This window comes from Streptococcus pseudopneumoniae, assembly GCF_001073085.1.
GTDB classification, from domain to species: Bacteria; Bacillota; Bacilli; order Lactobacillales; family Streptococcaceae; genus Streptococcus; species Streptococcus pseudopneumoniae_M.
Genome location: NZ_JVFV01000027.1, coordinates 57,819 through 75,193, shown reverse-complemented (window position 1 = coordinate 75,193; position 17,375 = coordinate 57,819). Strand labels below are relative to the sequence as shown.

The window sequence follows — 17,375 nt, the reverse complement described above, 5'->3', positions numbered from 1 at the left end:
TTAGTAAACGTATACCTTGATTTCCTAATAAAAAAGCACGTTTGACCGTGCTAGTTTCTTGCCTGCTGAACTCATCAAATCCTAGCCCTTTTGTGGGGCTTTTTTGCTCCCCTTTTTGCGTACTTTGGGGGAGCAAGTAGTAAATAGTAATGTTAGTAATTTTTATTAAAAAGCGCGTTATATAAGGGTTAGGGAACTATAAAGAAACATAAAATAAGCAATTTTTGATTTTGTAGAATAATGACTAACATTTGTGTATATATTTTCTGGGCTAAAAGCTATATACTGAAAATGAAAATTTGTTTGAAAGAGGCAAAATAGTTTATGGTTTATTCTAAAGAAATCGTCAGAGAGTGGCTAGATGAGGTAGCGGAGAGAGCCAAGGAACATCCTGAATGGGTGGATGTCTTTGAGCGTTGCTATACAGACACTTTAGACAATACAGTTGAAATTTTAGAAGACGGCTCGACCTTTGTACTAACTGGGGATATCCCAGCTATGTGGCTTCGTGATTCAACTGCTCAGCTTAGACCATACCTTCATGTGGCAAAAAGAGACCCTCGTTTGCGCCAGACCATTGCTGGTTTGGTTAAACGACAGATGACTTTGATTCTCAAGGATCCCTATGCCAACTCTTTCAATATTGAGGAGAACTGGGAGGGGCACCACGAGACAGACCATACAGACCTCAATGGCTGGATTTGGGAACGTAAGTATGAAGTGGATTCGCTTTGCTATCCCTTGCAATTGGCTTACCTTCTTTGGAAGGAAACTGGTGAGACTAGCCAGTTTGATGAAACTTTTGTTACGGCGACCAAGGAGATCCTTCATCTTTGGAAGGTGGAACAAGACCACAAGAACTCACCATATCGCTTTGTTCGTGATACCGATCGTAAGGAAGACACTTTGGTTAATGATGGTTTTGGACCTGACTTTGCCGTTACAGGAATGACCTGGTCAGCCTTCCGTCCAAGTGATGACTGCTGTCAGTACAGCTACTTGATTCCATCCAATATGTTTGCAGTCGTTGTCTTGGGTTATGTGCAAGAAATCTTTGCAGCATTGGCCCTAGATGATAGCGAGAGTATTATCGCAGACGCTAAGCGTCTCCAGTCTGAAATACAAGAAGGCATTGAAAATTACGCCTACACCACCAACAGCAAGGGCGAAAAGATTTACGCCTTTGAAGTGGATGGTCTAGGAAATGCTAGCATCATGGATGATCCAAACGTCCCAAGTCTACTGGCGGCGCCTTATCTGGGCTACTGCGATGTCAACGATGAGGTTTACCAAGCAACTCGTCGTACCATTCTGAGCTCTGAAAATCCATATTTCTACCAAGGAGAATACGCTAGCAGTCTCGGAAGTTCTCATACCTTCTATCGCTATATTTGGCCAATCGCCCTTTCTATCCAGGGCTTGACAACAAGAGATAAGGCGGAGAAGAAATTCTTGCTCGATCAGCTCGTTGCCTGCGATGGTGGCACAGGTGTCATGCACGAAAGCTTCCATGTAGATGATCCAACGCTCTACTCTCGCGAATGGTTCTCATGGGCCAACATGATGTTCTGTGAATTGGTCTTGGATTACCTAGATATTCGCTAATGATCCTTAGCTCAATAGGTTCTTGCAAAGAATCACAAATATATTTTTAAATTTAAGTTAGAATGAGGTTTTACTCATGGAAAATGTTGTTGTACATATCATCTCTCACAGTCACTGGGATCGTGAGTGGTATCTACCTTTTGAAAGTCACCGTATGCAATTGGTGGAACTTTTTGACAATCTGTTTGATCTTTTTGAAAATGATCCTGAGTTCAAGAGCTTCCACTTGGATGGACAAACCATTGTCCTCGATGACTATTTAGAAATTCGCCCTGAAAACCGTGACAAGGTGCAGCGTTATATCGACGAAGGCAAATTGAAGATTGGGCCTTTCTATATCTTGCAGGATGATTACTTGATTTCCAGTGAAGCTAACGTCCGCAATACTTTGATTGGACAAGCGGAATGTGCCAAATGGGGCAAATCTACTCAAATTGGTTACTTCCCAGACACCTTTGGAAATATGGGGCAGGCTCCTCAAATCCTTCAAAAATCAGGTATTCACGTCGCAGCCTTTGGTCGCGGTGTCAAGCCAATCGGATTTGACAACCAAGTCCTCGAAGATGAGCAGTTTACCTCTCAATTTTCTGAGATGTACTGGCAAGGGGCTGATGGTAGCCGTGTACTCGGCATTCTTTTTGCTAACTGGTACAGTAACGGGAATGAAATTCCAGTGGATAAAGACGAAGCCTTGACTTTCTGGAAGCAAAAATTAGCAGACGTTCGTGACTATGCATCGACTAACCAATGGTTGATGATGAACGGCTGTGACCACCAGCCTGTACAGAGAAATATTAGCGAAGCGATTCGTGTGGCAAACGAACTCTTCCCAGACGTGACCTTTATTCATAGCTCCTTTGACGAATATGTCCAAGCAGTGGAAAGTGCACTTCCTGAACACCTATCAACGGTCACAGGTGAGTTGACCAGCCAGGAAACAGATGGTTGGTACACTCTTGCCAACACCTCTTCTTCACGTATTTACCTCAAACAATCCTTCCAAGAAAATAGCAACTTGTTAGAGCAGGTTGTGGAACCATTGACTATTCTCACTGGTGGTCATAACCATAAGGATCAATTGACCTATGCTTGGAAAGTGCTTTTGCAAAATGCACCACACGATAGTATCTGTGGTTGTAGTATTGACGAAGTTCACCGTGAAATGGAAGTTCGTTTTGCCAAGGTTAATCAAGTCGGGAATTTTGTTAAGAGTAATCTTCTTAACGAATGGAAGGGTAAATTAGCTACTCAAAATGCGCAAAGCGACCACCTCTTTACCGTTGTCAACACAGCTTTACATGACAAGGTTGATACAGTTAGTGTTGTAGTGGATGTTGTGACTTGTGATTTTAAAGAATTGCATCCGACTGAAGGTTACAAGAAGATGGAAGCCGTGACCTTACCAACCTACCATGTTCAAGATTTGGATGGTCATGTCATTGAAGCCAAGATTGAAGACTTGGGAGCAAGTTTTGGCTATACTCTGCCTAAAGATAAATTCCGTCAACCCTATATTGCTCGTCAAGTGCGCGTGACAATCCCAGTCCACCTTTCTCCACTTTCTTGGGCAAGCTTCCAATTGGTCGAAGGTCAAGTAGATCACCGTGATGGTATTTACCAAAATGGAGTCATTGATACACCATTCGTAACTGTCAGTGTAGATGAAGGAATTACACTCTACGACAAGACTACAAACGAAGCTTACGAAGATTTCATCCAATTCGAGGACCGTGGAGATATTGGTAACGAGTACATTTACTTCCAGCCGAAAGGAACTGAGCCAATCTATGCTCAATTGAAGGGATACGATGTCCTAGAAAACAATGCTCGCTATGCCAAAATCTTGCTCAAACATGACTTGACTATTCCAGTTAGTGCAGATGAAAAATTGGATGCAGAACAAAGAGGTATCATCGAGTTCATGAAACGAGATGCAGGTCGTTCAGAAGAGTTGACAACCATTCCTCTTGAAACTGAGATGACCGTCTTTGTGGACAATCCACAGATTCGCTTCAAGACTCGCTTTACCAACACAGCCAAGGATCACCGCATCCGTCTCTTGGTGAAAACTCATAACACTCGTCCAAGCAATGCTTCTGAAAGCATCTATGAAGTTGTGACAAGACCAAATAAACCAGCAGCTTCTTGGGAAAATCCTGAAAACCCACAACACCAACAAGCTTTTGTCAGCTTGTATGATGATGTTAAAGGAGTGACCGTATCCAATAAAGGATTGCACGAGTATGAAATTCTTGGAGATGACACCATGGCTGTAACCCTTCTTCGTGCTTCAGGCGAACTCGGTGACTGGGGCTATTTCCCAACACCGGAAGCTCAGTGCTTGCGAGCTATCGAAGTTGAATTTGCAGTAGAATGTCACCAAGCAGGGGAACGCTTCTCAGCTTTCCGTCGTGCCAAAGCCTTCCAGGTGCCATTTACAGCTCTTCAAGTTGCAAAACAAGAGGGTAGCGTTGCAGCAACGGGTAGCCTCTTTAACCATCCGGCAATGAACTTGCCACAAGTCTGCCCAACAGCCTTTAAGGTGGCTGAAAATGAAGAAGGTTATGTCCTTCGTTACTACAACATGAGTCAAGAAAATATCCGTGTGTCTGAAAAACAACAAACTATTCTTGACTTGTTGGAACGCCCATACCCAGTCCATTCAGGACTATTGGCACCACAAGAAATTCGTACAGAATTGATTCAAAAAGAAGAAATTTAATTTCAAAAAGTAAACATAAACAGAAAGGAGGAGCGAAAAAGTAAGAACCAACTGCTGATTCGCTCCTTTTGCAGGTGAAAGCAATGACCATTGCAACGATTGATATCGGAGGGACTGGCATTAAGTTTGCTAGTCTAACTCCTGATGGAAAGATTTTAGATAAGACCAGCACCCCAACTCCAGAAACTCTAGAAGATTTATTGGCTTGGTTGGACCAACGCTTGTCAGAACAGGACTATCGTGGGATTGCCATGAGTGTTCCAGGAGCGGTCAATCAAGAAACAGGAGTGATCGAGGGAATTAGTGCTATTCCTTACATTCATGGTTTTTCTTGGTATGAGGCCCTTGCTCATCACCAGCTACCTGTCCATCTAGAAAATGATGCCAACTGTGTTGGACTTAGTGAACTGCTAGCTCATCCTGAGATTGAAAATGCAGCCTGTGTTGTCATTGGCACAGGGATTGGCGGGGCCATGATTATCAATGGCAAAATTCACCGTGGTCGCCATGGCTTGGGTGGAGAATTTGGCTACATGACAACTATCGAACCAGCAGAAAAACTCAATAACTGGTCACAACTAGCTTCTACAGGAAACATGGTTCGCTATGTCATCGAAAAATCTGGTCAAACCGACTGGGATGGCCGTAAGGTTTACCAAGAGGCTGCAGCAGGAAACGCCTTTTGCCAAGAAGCCATTGAGCGTATGAATCGTAATCTAGCTCAAGGATTACTCAATATCCAGTATCTAATCGACCCAGATGTCATTAGCCTAGGTGGCTCTATCAGTCAGAACCCTGATTTTATCAAAGGGGTGCAAAAAGCAGTAGACGCTTTTGTCGAAACTTATGAAGAGTATACAATTGCGCCAGTCATCCAAGCTTGCACTTATCAGGCAGATGCCAATCTCTACGGTGCCCTTGTCAACTGGTTACAGGAGGAAAACCAATGGTAAATTTTACCGGAATTAGCAGTAAACAACAGCAAGCTATAGACTTACTTCAAAATCACATTTCTCTGCCAGATGTAGAAGTGGCAGTCGCTCAGTCTGATCAAGCCTCTCTCTCTATCAAGGGTGAGGGCGGAAACTATCAATTGACTTATCGTAAACCTCATCAGCTTTACCGCGCCTTATCGGTTCTCGCAACAGCTTTAGAAGAAGGTGATAAGGTAGAGATTGAAGAACAAGCGGCTTATGAAGATTTAGCCTACATGGCTGACTGTTCGCGAAATGCAGTTCTAAATGTTGCATCTGCCAAGCAGATGATTGAAGTCCTGGCTCTGATGGGTTATTCAACCTTTGAGCTCTACATGGAAGACACCTATCAGATTGAGGGGCAACCTTATTTTGGCTATTTCCGCGGGGCTTATTCAGCTGAAGAATTACAGGAAATCGAAGCTTACGCCCAGCAGTTTGACATGACCTTTGTACCATGTATCCAGACCTTAGCCCACTTATCAGCCTTTGTCAAATGGGGTGTCAAAGAAGTCCAGCAACTTCGTGATGTAGAGGACATTCTCCTCATCGGCGAAGAAAAAGTTTACGACTTAATTGACGGCATGTTTGCGACTTTGTCTAGGCTACAAACACGCAAGGTCAATATCGGAATGGACGAAGCTCACTTGGTTGGTTTGGGACGTTATCTTATCCTGAACGGTGTGGTTGATCGTAGTCTCCTCATGTGCCAACACTTGGAGCGCGTGCTGGATATTGCAGACAAGTATGGTTTCCACTGCCAGATGTGGAGCGATATGTTCTTCAAACTCATGTCAGCAGATGGCCAGTATGACCGTGATGTGGAAATTCCAGAGGAAACGCGCGTTTATCTTGACCGTCTCAAAGACCGTGTGACCTTGGTTTACTGGGATTATTATCAGGATAGCGAAGAAAAATACAACCGTAACTTCGGTAATCACCACAAGATTAGCCAGGATATTGCCTTTGCAGGTGGTGCTTGGAAGTGGATTGGTTTCACACCACACAACCATTTCAGTCGTCTCATCGCTATCGAAGCAAACAAAGCCTGCCGTGCTAATCAGATCAAAGAAGTCATCGTGACTGGATGGGGAGACAATGGTGGCGAAACAGCCCAGTTCTCTATCTTACCAAGTTTGCAAATTTGGGCAGAACTCAGCTACCGAAATGATTTAGAGCATTTGTCAGCTCACTTCAAAACCAATACAGGTCTATCCGTTGAGGACTTTATGCAGCTTGATTTGGCCAATCTTTTACCAGACCTACCAGGAAATCTGAGTGGGATTAACCCCAACCGATATGTCTTTTACCAGGATATTCTTTGCCCAATTCTTGATAAGCACATGACTCCTGAACAGGACAAGCCTCACTTTGCCCAGGCAGCTGTGACTCTTGTTGCTATCAAAGAAAAAGCAGGTACCTACGCTTATCTTTTCGAAACTCAGGCTCAGTTGAATGCTATTTTAAGTAGCAAAGTGGATGTGGGACGACGCATTCGTGAGGCTTATCAAGAGGATGATAAAGACAGCTTGCAACAAATCGCTAGAGAAGAACTGCCAAAACTCAGAAGTGAGATTGAAAACTTCCACAAGCTCTTTAGCCACCAATGGTTGAAAGAAAACAAGGTCTTTGGTTTGGATACAGTAGATATCCGCATGGGTGGACTCTTGCAGCGGATCAAGCGAGCAGAAAGTCGCATTGCAAACTACCTAGCAGGCGAAATCTCTCGTATTGACGAACTAGAAGTAGAGATTCTTCCATTTACTGACTTCTACGCAGACAAGGACTTTGCGGCAACAACAGCTAACCAGTGGCATACCATTGCGACAGCTTCAACTATTTATACAACCTAGAAAAACTCTATTCAGGAAGAAAGTTTCTCGTGAAACCTATTCTTATATAAAAAAGTTCTCCACATAAAATAATTTGTGGAGTTTTTTCTATAATTAGTAGTTTAAACTATCCTTAAAATAAGAGTATACTATTTTTGTAAACGTTATCAAATCTAAAAATTGTGAGATTATCAAGTTTTAGAAAAATAAAAAGGGAGGAAATTATGAACAAGTTTTCAAAAACTTTGAGAGATAATTGGATTTTTCTCTTAATGGTTTTACCAGGGACATTATGGTTGATTTTATTCTTCTACATCCCAGTATTTGGAAATGTGGTTGCCTTCAAAGACTACCATATGACTGGTGAAGGATTCGTTCACAGTATTATAAATAGTAAATGGGTCGGACTAGATAACTTTAAATTCTTGTTTAGTTCTAAAGATGCCTTTGTCATCACTCGAAACACTGTCCTTTACAACCTTGGATTTATCTTTATCGGTTTGATCGTGTCAGTTGGTATCGCTATTATCCTTAGTGAACTTCGCTCTAAGCAAATGGTTAAAATCTACCAAACATCTATGTTATTCCCTTACTTCCTATCTTGGGTTATCATCAGTTTCTTTACAGATGCTTTCCTAAATATCGATAAAGGGCTTATTAACCACACCTTAGAAGCTCTTGGCATGAAGGGAATTAACTTCTACGCTGACATCAGTATCTGGCCTTATCTTCTCCTCTTCCTAGGAATTTGGAAAGGTTTTGGATACAGTAGTGTGATGTACTATGCAACAATCATGGGTATTGATCCAACCTACTACGAAGCAGCGACAGTGGACGGTGCTAGCAAATGGCAACGTATCCGCAACGTAACCATCCCTCAGTTAACACCACTTGTGACAGTATTGACCATCCTTGCAGTCGGAAACATCTTCCGTGCAGACTTCGGTCTCTTCTACCAAATCCCTCACAATGCTGGTCAGCTCTATAGCGTAACAAACGTATTGGACGTCTACGTCTTTAACGGTTTGACTCAGACAGCAGATATCGGTATGGCATCAGCAGCCGGTCTCTATCAGTCAGTCGTCGGTTTGATTCTGGTTATTCTATCAAACTTACTTGCAAGACGTGTTGATCCTAACTCAGCCCTATTCTAGAAAGGAGGAGCATATGGCAAAAAAAGTTCAAAAAGCAAAAATTGATAATGTTGGCATACACTCCTTCAGCAAGAAAGCAGATATCTTCTTTAGTATCATATCTGGTTTGCTGGCCTTCTCTTGTATCTTGCCTTTCATCTTTGTCATCATTATCTCAGTTACAGATGAGAAGAGTATCGTTCAATATGGATATAGCTTCTTCCCATCACAGTTTGGATTAGATGGTTTTGAGTTTTTGGCTCAGTTCAAAGATAAGATTTTACAAGCACTCTTTATCTCAGTGTTTGTGACAGTTGTCGGTACATTGACAAACGTCTTCATCACTACAACTTACGCTTATGCCATCTCACGTTCAACATTTAAGTATCGTAAATTCTTTACAATCTTCGCTCTTCTTAGTATGTTGTTCAATGCTGGTTTGGTACCAGGCTATATCGTGGTGACACAATTGCTTCACCTTGGTGATACCATTTGGGCCTTGATCGTTCCGATGCTTCTATCACCATTCAACATCATGTTGATGCGCTCCTTCTTCAAGAAGACCATCCCAGAAGCAATCCTCGAATCAGCTCGTATCGATGGAGCTAGTGAAGCTCGTATCTTCTTCCAAATCTGCTTGCCGCTCTCACTACCAGGTATCGCAACGATTACACTATTGACAGCGCTTGGATTCTGGAATGACTGGTTTAACGCCCTTCTTTACATCAAGAGTGATAACTTGTATCCATTGCAATATTTGCTTATGCAAATTCAAAACAACATGGATTACATTGCCAAGTCAGTTGGTATGTCAGGACAACTTGCGGTTGCCCTACCAAAAGAAACAGGTCGTATGGCTATGGTCGTAGTTGCGACTGTTCCGATTGCGATCCTCTACCCATTCTTCCAACGCTACTTTGTAAAAGGTTTGACTATCGGTGGTGTTAAAGAGTAAGGAAATCTGAGAAACTATGTTTCTCCCCTATCCTTGATTTTTCTAGCTAAGAAAAATCAACAATTTCAACTTGTTAATAACTTTAAAAATAAAAAAGGAGTTTTTATAATGAAAAACTGGAAAAAATATGCTTTTGCATCTGCTAGCCTTGTCGCTTTAGCTGCTAGCCTTGCTGCTTGTGGAAACCTTAAAGGAAACAGCCAAAAAGCTGCTGACTCAGCATCAGGTGACAAACCTGTTATCAAAATGTACCAAATCGGTGACAAACCAGATAACTTGGATGAATTGCTAGAAAATGCAAACAAAATCATCGAAGAAAAAGTTGGTGCTAAATTGGATATCCAATACCTTGGTTGGGGTGACTACGGTAAGAAAATGTCAGTTATCACTTCATCAGGTGAAAACTATGATATCGCCTTTGCAGACAACTACGTCGTAAACGCTCAAAAAGGTGCTTATGCTGACTTGACAGAATTGTACAAGAAAGAAGGAGCTGACCTTTACAAAGCTCTTGACCCAGCTTACATCAAAGGTAACACTGTAAACGGTAAAATCTATTCAGTTCCAGTTGCGGCTAACGTTGCGTCTTCACAAAACTTCGCCTTCAACGGCCCACTTCTTGAAAAATATGGAATCGATATCTCAGGTGTAACTTCATACGAAACACTTGAACCAGTATTGAAACAAATCAAAGAAAAAGCTCCAGATGTAATGCCATTTGCTGTTGGTAAAAACTTTATCCCATCAGAAAACTTTGACTACCCAGTTGCAAACGGACTTCCATTCGTCATCGACCTTGAAGGCGATACTACTAAGATCGTTAACCGTTACGAAGTTCCTCGTTTCGTAGAACACTTGAAGACTCTTCACAAATTCTATGAGGCAGGATACATTCCAAAAGACGTAGCAACTAGCGATACTTCATATGACCTTACTCAAGATACTTGGTTTGTTCGTGAAGAGACAGTAGGACCAGCTGACTACGGTAGCAGCTTGCTTTCTCGTGTTGCTAACAGAGACATCCAAATCAAACCATTTACTAACTTCATCAAGAAAAACCAAACAACTCAAGTTGCTAACTTTGTAATCTCAAACAACTCTAAGAACAAAGAAAAAGCAATGGAAGTGTTGAACCTCTTGAACACTAACCCAGAACTCTTGAACGGACTTGTTTATGGACCAGAAGGCAAGAACTGGGAGAAAGTAGCAGGTAAAGAAAACCGTGTTAAAGTCCTTGATGGATACAAAGGAAACACTCACATGTCAGGATGGAATACTGGTAACAACTGGATCCTTTACATCAACGAAAACGTTACAGATGAGCAAATTGCACAATCTAAGAAAGACTTGGAAACTGCAAAAGAATCTCCAGCGCTTGGATTCATCTTTAACACTGACAACGTGAAATCTGAAATCTCAGCTATCACTAACACTATGCAACAATTCGATACAGCTATCAACACTGGTACTGTAGACCCAGAAAAAGCTATTCCAGAATTGATGGAAAAACTTAAATCTGAAGGTGCTTACCAAAAAGTATTGGATGAAATGCAAAAACAATACGACGAATTCTTGAAAAACAAATAATCGCAAGAACAATTGATTTCGTGTATTCATTCCTAAAAAGAGCGATCACTGCCTTGTCTGGATATTTCCAGACGGGGTGGTGATTCTTTTTAGTGCAAGTGCATATAATTATCTGTATTTCTATCTAGATATTTGCTCTTACATATAACATTGGACACAGACATATGAAAAAATACCATCTACTCTTTAAAATCAGTGCAATCTTATCTTACTTATTTTTCGTATATGGACTCTCTCAGCTAACACTGGTGGTTCAAAATTACTGGCAATTTTCTTCTCAGATTGGCAATTTTTTCTGGATTCGAAATCTTATCAGTCTTGTCTTTATTGGCCTCATGATATGGATTTTAGTCAAGACAGGACATGGCTACCTTTTTGTTATTCCAAAGAAAAAATGGCTATGGTATACAGTTTTGACGGTTCTCGTAACTGTACTTTACATATCTTTTAATTTTCAAACGGCAAGACATGTACAGTCAACCTCTGAAGGCTGGGCTGTACTAATCGGCTATAGTGGGACAAATTTTGCTGAGTTGGGTCTCTACCTGACTTTATTTTTCCTAGGGCCTCTGATGGAAGAATTGATTTATAGGGGTTTGTTCCAACACGCCTTCTTTAAAGATTCGAAGCTTGGACTTGACCTGATTCTCCCTTCGGTTTTGTTTGCTCTTCCTCACTTTTCTAGCTTTCCAAATTTCTTAGATATTCTTGTTTTTTCGACATTTGGAGTATGTTGTGCTGGATTAACTCGTTATACCAAGAGTATCTATCCTAGCTATGCAGTCCATGTTACTAATAATATTGTAGCAACCTTACCATTTTTGTTAACCTTTCTTCACCGAATATTTAGTTGAAACAAAATCTGAAAATGGTCTTGTTTTCAATTTTCAGTCAAATAAATTGCATTCGCTTTCTTGGGGGAGTATACTGGTATAGTTGAATGAAAAATTCTGATAATTTAATCTTAGAAAAGAGAATCAATCTTATGTCAAAAGATATTCGAGTTTTACTTTACTATAAATATGTTCCAATCGAAAACGCGGAACAATTTGCTGCAGACCACTTAGCTTTCTGTAAGTCTATTGGCCTCAAGGGCCGTATCCTAGTGGCAGACGAAGGGATCAACGGAACCGTTTCTGGAGACTACGAAACAACGCAAAAATACATGGACTACGTTCACAGCCTTCCAGGTATGGAAGACCTCTGGTTCAAGATTGACGAAGAAAGTGAGCAAGCCTTCAAGAAGATGTTTGTTCGCTACAAGAAAGAGATTGTCCACCTTGGTTTAGAGGATGATAACTTTGACAACGACATCGACCCACTTGAAACAACAGGTGCTTACTTGTCTCCAAAAGAATTCAAAGAAGCTCTCCTAGACGAAGATACAGTGGTCCTTGATACTCGTAATGACTATGAGTACGACCTTGGACACTTCCGTGGGGCTATCCGTCCTGACATCCGCAACTTCCGTGAATTGCCACAATGGGTCCGTGATAACAAGGAAAAGTTCATGGACAAGCGCGTCGTAGTTTACTGTACAGGTGGAGTCCGCTGTGAGAAATTCTCTGGTTGGATGGTCCGTGAAGGCTACAAAGATGTTGGCCAATTGCACGGAGGAATCGCAACTTACGGTAAAGACCCAGAAGTTCAAGGGGAACTTTGGGATGGGAAAATGTACGTTTTTGATGAACGTATTGCAGTCGATGTCAACCATGTCAATCCAACCATTGTAGGGAAAGATTGGTTTGATGGAACACCATGTGAACGCTATGTCAACTGTGGAAATCCTTTCTGTAACCGTCGTATCTTGGCATCAGAAGACAACGAAGATAAATATCTCCGTGGTTGCTCACACGAGTGCCGTGTTCACCCACGTAATCGCTATGTTTTAGAACATGAATTGACGCAAGATCAAGTCATCGAGCATTTAGCAGCAATTGGTGAGAGCCTAGACCATTCTGAAGTTGTATAATAAACATTAACAGTCCTAAAGGGCTGTTTTTTCTATGCTTTTGACCAAAAAATCTTAAATTTGTTTCTGCATCTTTCAGGAAAATGGTGTATACTATATGTAAACGATTTCAAAGGAGACCATTATGGTGAAGACATTTTTTATTCCAAATAAACAAAGTATTTTAGGACAACAGGAGATTCTTACAGCTAAATCAATTTTAGGCTTAGTAGAAGGCCTAGAGTCGCATAGTTATGATGCTGTTTACCTCCGTCAACCTCTCAATCGTCTTGAGTATATCGAGTGTGCTGTTGTGGGAAAATCTCAGTTTCTCTTTAAAGTTCGCTACCTTGACTCTCAAAACGGCTATCAAGTAATCATTCCTGATTTGATTACAAGAGCTGACTGGGAGATTGTAGAAGGGCTCTTGCGGGCTTTGTCTAGCAAGGTTGGTGAAGCGGTTGAAGGCTTGGCAGACTTTGATTTGGAAGACTATTTCCAAGAAACTGTTAAAAACTATCTAGCTGATAAGGATGCTCGTTTGGCCTTTTGCCAAGGAATTCTATCAACTATTTACTTTGATAAGAAGGACTTAGATAGCTTCCTAGAAGAAGATGGCTTGGCACGTTTTGAAGAATTAGTTAAGAGGGTTCAAGGGTCAGATGCTTATCCTGCAAGTGCTAAATTCTACCCAGATAGTGAGGGTAAGGTTCATGGAATCTACCACCTGGCTCAAGGAGTAAAGACTATTTTGCCAAAAGGTCCTGTTGTTCCTGTACCTTATGTTGAGCAGTTGGCTGGTAAGGATCTTGTCTGGGAGATTGACCTGGTGAAAATCTCTGGAGATGGTTCTAAGCCTGAAGACTATGAAGCGGTAGCTAGACTGGATTACCAAGCCTTTTTAGAAGTTCTTCCAAAGGAACTTTGTCAGGATTTGGATGCCAACCAAGTAGAAGTAGGACCTGTTTCAGGAGAGGATTTTGAAGCTTTAGCAAATAGATAAATAAGGAATCTGTGACAAAAGTTTCTATAAAGTTAAAAAGCGAACAAGATTAGTTTTCTGATTATCAGAATTCTGTCTTGTTCGCTTTTTTTGTTTTTAAAATTTTATAGTAATGAGCCTCTAAAGCTAATATCTTTCTATCTCGCTACCTTTATCTTACATAAAAGCTAGAATTCGTAGATAATCAAAAACCAGTGCCATTTCTGCTAGGAAAAAGAGAAATAGGATACCACCGTTAACTAGAAATGCCAAGAGAAGGCGATAGAAGGAGTCGGTTTGGCTATCTTTACTTGGTCTTGAGATGGTATAGAGGTTGGCAAGAAGTACCAGACCAATGCTAATGAGGCAAAGAAGAGCCGCAAAGCGTAGACTATTAAAGAGGGCAAAGAAACTCGCAATACCTGTGAGCAGGAGAGGAAGGGCGAAGAGTCTGCTGTACTCTTGCAAGGATTTTTCCAGTGTCCAGTCATTGTCTTGATTGACAAAACGTTTAACTACAAATCCACCCATAAGGATAGAAAAGAAGAATAAGCTTGTCGCTACCAAGATGGAGAAGATAGAAAAGAGATTCAGTGAAGGGAACTGCTCGATGGCATGAGAGTTGATAACCGCCATATGGCCGTAGTAGTCATGCTTGATATGATAAATCGCACAGAAGAAACTAAGAGCAGAAAAGATAGTCAGCAGGGCAAAGGCATTATAACTATGTTTTTTATCTGTATCAAAACGAGCTGTCGGCTCTTTCAGAGCACCTAGTAGCCAAACCCACTGATCAGCCAGTTCTTCTTTGAAAACTGCAAATACTGCTGTTTTTGTAGATGCAGAATCTGGTAGAAACGGACTTTCTAAAGACTTGCTAGTCAAAGATTGACTTTTCTGAGAAGCTTCTTTAACAGGTTCTTCTGACTCGTCTATCTTTTCTAATTTTTCATCGAGCTCTTCAGTCTCTACAGTTTCCTTATCTTCTGGATTGGCTTGAGGATTTTCCTCAACTACTGGCGCCTCTTCTCTTGTCTCTGAATCTTCTTCAAGGAGAACTGAGTCGGATGGGCTATCTTTTTTATCATTGTTGGCTGTTTTTTCGAAATCAGCACTTTCAAACCATTCTTGAGTCATAATAGACCTCCCTTTTTTTGATTAATTTTTGAGTAGTAACTACTAGTTGTCTTTATTCATGATTTCTATAAGAAAGCAAGCGATCTTATTATGGGAAATAGATACTTTGATTCGATTTTGCGACGAGGAGATCTTGCGTATCTTTTTTTTCTGTTTTGTAAGGGTTCGCTAATGCTTCACCTTTACTACCTCCCGTAGGTATGTCACGTCTGTCTCGATGCCAACGATAGATATCACCATGTTCAGCAGAAAACTCAACATTGATTCGATCAAGTTCCTTTTGAGATAACTCGAGTGAGATATCTTTTCTTGCCTCGAATTCCACTCGACCATGCACTTGGATATCGTCTGCCTTGATATGTTGATGGTCTGCTTGGATACGGCTATCTGTTAGACTGGTTTCAAATACATTGACAATGCCAGTTGTGATCAGTTGGCTATTTTTAATCTCGCTATCAGTGATACGAAGAAGATAGCCATTTGACAGAATCTTGGCATTGCTGAGTTTTGCATTAGCAATTGAAAGGATACGACGGTTTACCTGGGCAGTTAGATTTTTTAAGTCTTTTCCTCTTGGTAATGAGAGAACAACTTCATCATTGCGGCTAGAAATTCCGCTTGCGATAAAGAGAATACCTTCGATACTAGAACCTATAGAGCGACGTGTAGTTGACTTGGTGTCAGTTATTTCAAGACTTTTCTCTTTGATAGAGTGTTGAAGATTTTCTTTTTCAGAGATGGTCGGGTGATACTGAAGGTGAATCTTATCATCGTTTGACTCCGTAATGACTAGCGAATGTTCTGTTAGTGAGATGTTTAGATTTTCAATATCTTGATCAAAAACGAGTTCTTCCATTCGACTTTCAAATACTGGATTTTGAGACATTGCAAGGAGGCTTCTGACACCATCTGTTTGGATACCGATGATCATCATGGAAAAACCAATGATACTAGTAACAACACCAAAGATAAGAAATCCTTTTGTCCATTTACGCATGTCTTTCACCTCTCTTTCCTCTATTAAGAATCCATTGGATGAGTCGAAGGACTAGTAATCCAAAGAAACGTGTTACGTAAGAAGTGGCTAGTAAGACTAGGGATGAAGCTCCGATCGCCAGTAAACCACCACCAAAAATCAGCACAAAAGCAGATGTAGATTCAGCCAGAATGTAGAAGCTTTCAAATAGGAGAACAGCTCCGAGAACCATTCCAGCTGCGGATACAGCAAAGAAGGCAATAAGTACGCTGACAGCGGCGATAAAAATGCCGATGATAGCCATGAGAAGAGCAATTCCGACCGGAATTCCGATAGGCGCTGCAAGAAGGGCTAGTAGAGCGATGCGTAAAATATGGCGGTCGTTCTTACTGGAATTTTCTTCGTTGATTTTCTTATCAAGAAGTGTAGTCAGGACATCATGGGCAGCTTCTTTTGGACTTCCCAGGCTAGCTATTAGGTCTTCCTCACCTTCTGGACCAGCATCATCAAAGAGTTCTTTGAAGTAGTCCATGGCTTCGATGCGATCAGATTGAGGAAGCTTCATCAGATAGGCTTCAAGCTGATTCAAATATTCAGTTCTTGTCATGGCGAATGCTCCCTTCTATGATGCCATTGATCGTGTCAGTGTAGAGTGTCCATTCTTCTCGAAGGACAAAGAGTTGCTCCTCTCCGATTTCTGTCAAGGAGTAGTATTTGCGCATCCGACCTTGGTATTCACGAGAGTATGTAGTCAGATAGCGGTTGGTATCCAGTTTTTTCAAGATGGGGTAGAGGGTGGATTCCTTTATTTTGGCAATGAGTTTAATGGTTTGGCTGATCTCATAACCATAGGAATCCCCTTGTTCTAGGATGGCCAAGATGAGAAATTCAATCAAGGCCGATGATGTTGGAAAATACATGGGGCACCTCCTTTTTTAGTATGTAAAAATTTTATATATAATTATTCTACACATACATCATACATCTATTTGTAAGCCTTGTCAAGCAATATGTATAAAATTTTTATATATAAAAATCTCCTAGTAAAAACTAGAAGATTGGAGGCTGTTTTGCATTACTTTGAGGCAATGCTTATCTGTAATCCTTATCATAAATGGGCGGAAGATAAAAATACTTGTCTTCAATCTTGATTCTAGCACAGAGGATGCCGTTTTGATAGACATATCCGTTAAATGGAGGATAGCTATCCAAGTTTTCTAGGATATTCTTAGGCAAAGATCTGAAATTGTAATCCCTCAGAGCCCCAGAACCAATCAATCTTTCAGTCCGATAAGCCTTGATTTCTTTTTCATATTTTTTGAGAAATGCTTCTCGTTTGCTTTCAAAGAGAGCCAAATCTCCGTCATCTAACTCGTAATAGCGTTCGTAACCAGCAATCCAAGAAATATAAACACACAGTAAAGATTTTTCTATCTCAGGAGAGTAGCCAATTGTAAAGTAATTTTCTTTGTCGACCTGCCGATTTTCTACTGTGATAGTCTGTATAAAGTTAGTCATGAT

General features: G+C 41.0%; 15 protein-coding genes. 10 read left to right on the top strand and 5 right to left on the bottom strand.

The window, feature by feature from the left end; all coding sequences use genetic code 11:
* Positions 1 to 324 precede the first annotated feature (324 nt).
* From ADH90_RS05745 to ADH90_RS05700, 10 genes are all read left to right on the top strand, one after another.
* On the top strand, positions 325 to 1,605 hold the full coding sequence (locus ADH90_RS05745) for a glycoside hydrolase family 125 protein (RefSeq protein ID WP_049530333.1): 1,281 nt from the start codon (positions 325 to 327) through the stop codon (positions 1,603 to 1,605).
* A 76-nt stretch (positions 1,606 to 1,681) separates the two neighbouring features.
* Positions 1,682 to 4,327: an alpha-mannosidase gene (locus ADH90_RS05740; protein WP_049530331.1), complete on the top strand. Its 2,646-nt coding sequence runs from the start codon at positions 1,682 to 1,684 to the stop codon at positions 4,325 to 4,327.
* 83 nt (positions 4,328 to 4,410) lie between these two features.
* Positions 4,411 to 5,280, top strand: a complete 870-nt coding sequence (locus ADH90_RS05735) for an ROK family protein (protein ID WP_049530330.1) — start codon at positions 4,411 to 4,413, stop codon at positions 5,278 to 5,280.
* On the top strand, positions 5,274 to 7,154 hold the full coding sequence (locus tag ADH90_RS05730) for a beta-N-acetylhexosaminidase (RefSeq protein WP_049530329.1): 1,881 nt from the start codon (positions 5,274 to 5,276) through the stop codon (positions 7,152 to 7,154). Before ADH90_RS05735 ends, ADH90_RS05730 begins: the two co-directional genes overlap by 7 nt.
* A gap of 203 nt (positions 7,155 to 7,357) precedes the next feature.
* Positions 7,358 to 8,287 (top strand): ABC transporter permease, encoded by a 930-nt coding sequence (locus tag ADH90_RS05725; RefSeq protein ID WP_049530327.1) that lies wholly within the window; start codon positions 7,358 to 7,360, stop codon positions 8,285 to 8,287.
* 13 nt (positions 8,288 to 8,300) lie between these two features.
* A complete protein-coding gene (locus ADH90_RS05720; RefSeq protein WP_049530326.1) occupies positions 8,301 to 9,221 on the top strand; it encodes a carbohydrate ABC transporter permease in 921 nt (306 codons plus the stop codon).
* Between the two features lie 108 nt (positions 9,222 to 9,329).
* Positions 9,330 to 10,808: an ABC transporter substrate-binding protein gene (locus ADH90_RS05715; RefSeq protein ID WP_049530324.1), complete on the top strand. Its 1,479-nt coding sequence runs from the start codon at positions 9,330 to 9,332 to the stop codon at positions 10,806 to 10,808.
* Positions 10,809 to 10,972: 164 nt separating this feature from the next.
* On the top strand, positions 10,973 to 11,662 hold the full coding sequence (locus ADH90_RS05710; protein ID WP_049530323.1) for a CPBP family intramembrane glutamic endopeptidase: 690 nt from the start codon (positions 10,973 to 10,975) through the stop codon (positions 11,660 to 11,662).
* A 131-nt stretch (positions 11,663 to 11,793) separates the two neighbouring features.
* The gene (locus ADH90_RS05705; protein ID WP_049530321.1) at positions 11,794 to 12,780 is read left to right on the top strand and encodes a rhodanese-related sulfurtransferase; all 987 of its coding nucleotides are present in this window, start codon (positions 11,794 to 11,796) and stop codon (positions 12,778 to 12,780) included.
* Between the two features lie 124 nt (positions 12,781 to 12,904).
* On the top strand, positions 12,905 to 13,762 hold the full coding sequence (locus tag ADH90_RS05700; protein ID WP_049530319.1) for a DUF4299 family protein: 858 nt from the start codon (positions 12,905 to 12,907) through the stop codon (positions 13,760 to 13,762).
* Positions 13,763 to 13,918: 156 nt separating this feature from the next.
* Here ADH90_RS05700 and ADH90_RS05695 read toward each other — a convergent pair whose 3' ends face one another.
* From ADH90_RS05695 to ADH90_RS05675, 5 genes are all read right to left on the bottom strand, one after another.
* Positions 13,919 to 14,878, bottom strand: a complete 960-nt coding sequence (locus ADH90_RS05695) for a DUF6574 domain-containing protein (protein ID WP_049530318.1) — start codon at positions 14,876 to 14,878, stop codon at positions 13,919 to 13,921.
* Positions 14,879 to 14,966: 88 nt separating this feature from the next.
* A complete protein-coding gene (locus ADH90_RS05690; RefSeq protein WP_049530317.1) occupies positions 14,967 to 15,875 on the bottom strand; it encodes a DUF4097 family beta strand repeat-containing protein in 909 nt (302 codons plus the stop codon).
* Entirely contained in the window at positions 15,868 to 16,461 is a 594-nt protein-coding gene (locus tag ADH90_RS05685; protein ID WP_049530316.1) for a DUF1700 domain-containing protein, read from the bottom strand. Before ADH90_RS05685 ends, ADH90_RS05690 begins: the two co-directional genes overlap by 8 nt.
* Positions 16,448 to 16,774, bottom strand: coding sequence for a PadR family transcriptional regulator (locus tag ADH90_RS05680; RefSeq protein ID WP_000273853.1), 327 nt, complete (start codon positions 16,772 to 16,774; stop codon positions 16,448 to 16,450). Before ADH90_RS05680 ends, ADH90_RS05685 begins: the two co-directional genes overlap by 14 nt.
* A gap of 172 nt (positions 16,775 to 16,946) precedes the next feature.
* A complete protein-coding gene (locus ADH90_RS05675; protein ID WP_049530314.1) occupies positions 16,947 to 17,372 on the bottom strand; it encodes a hypothetical protein in 426 nt (141 codons plus the stop codon).
* Between the last annotated feature and the right edge of the window lie 3 nt (positions 17,373 to 17,375).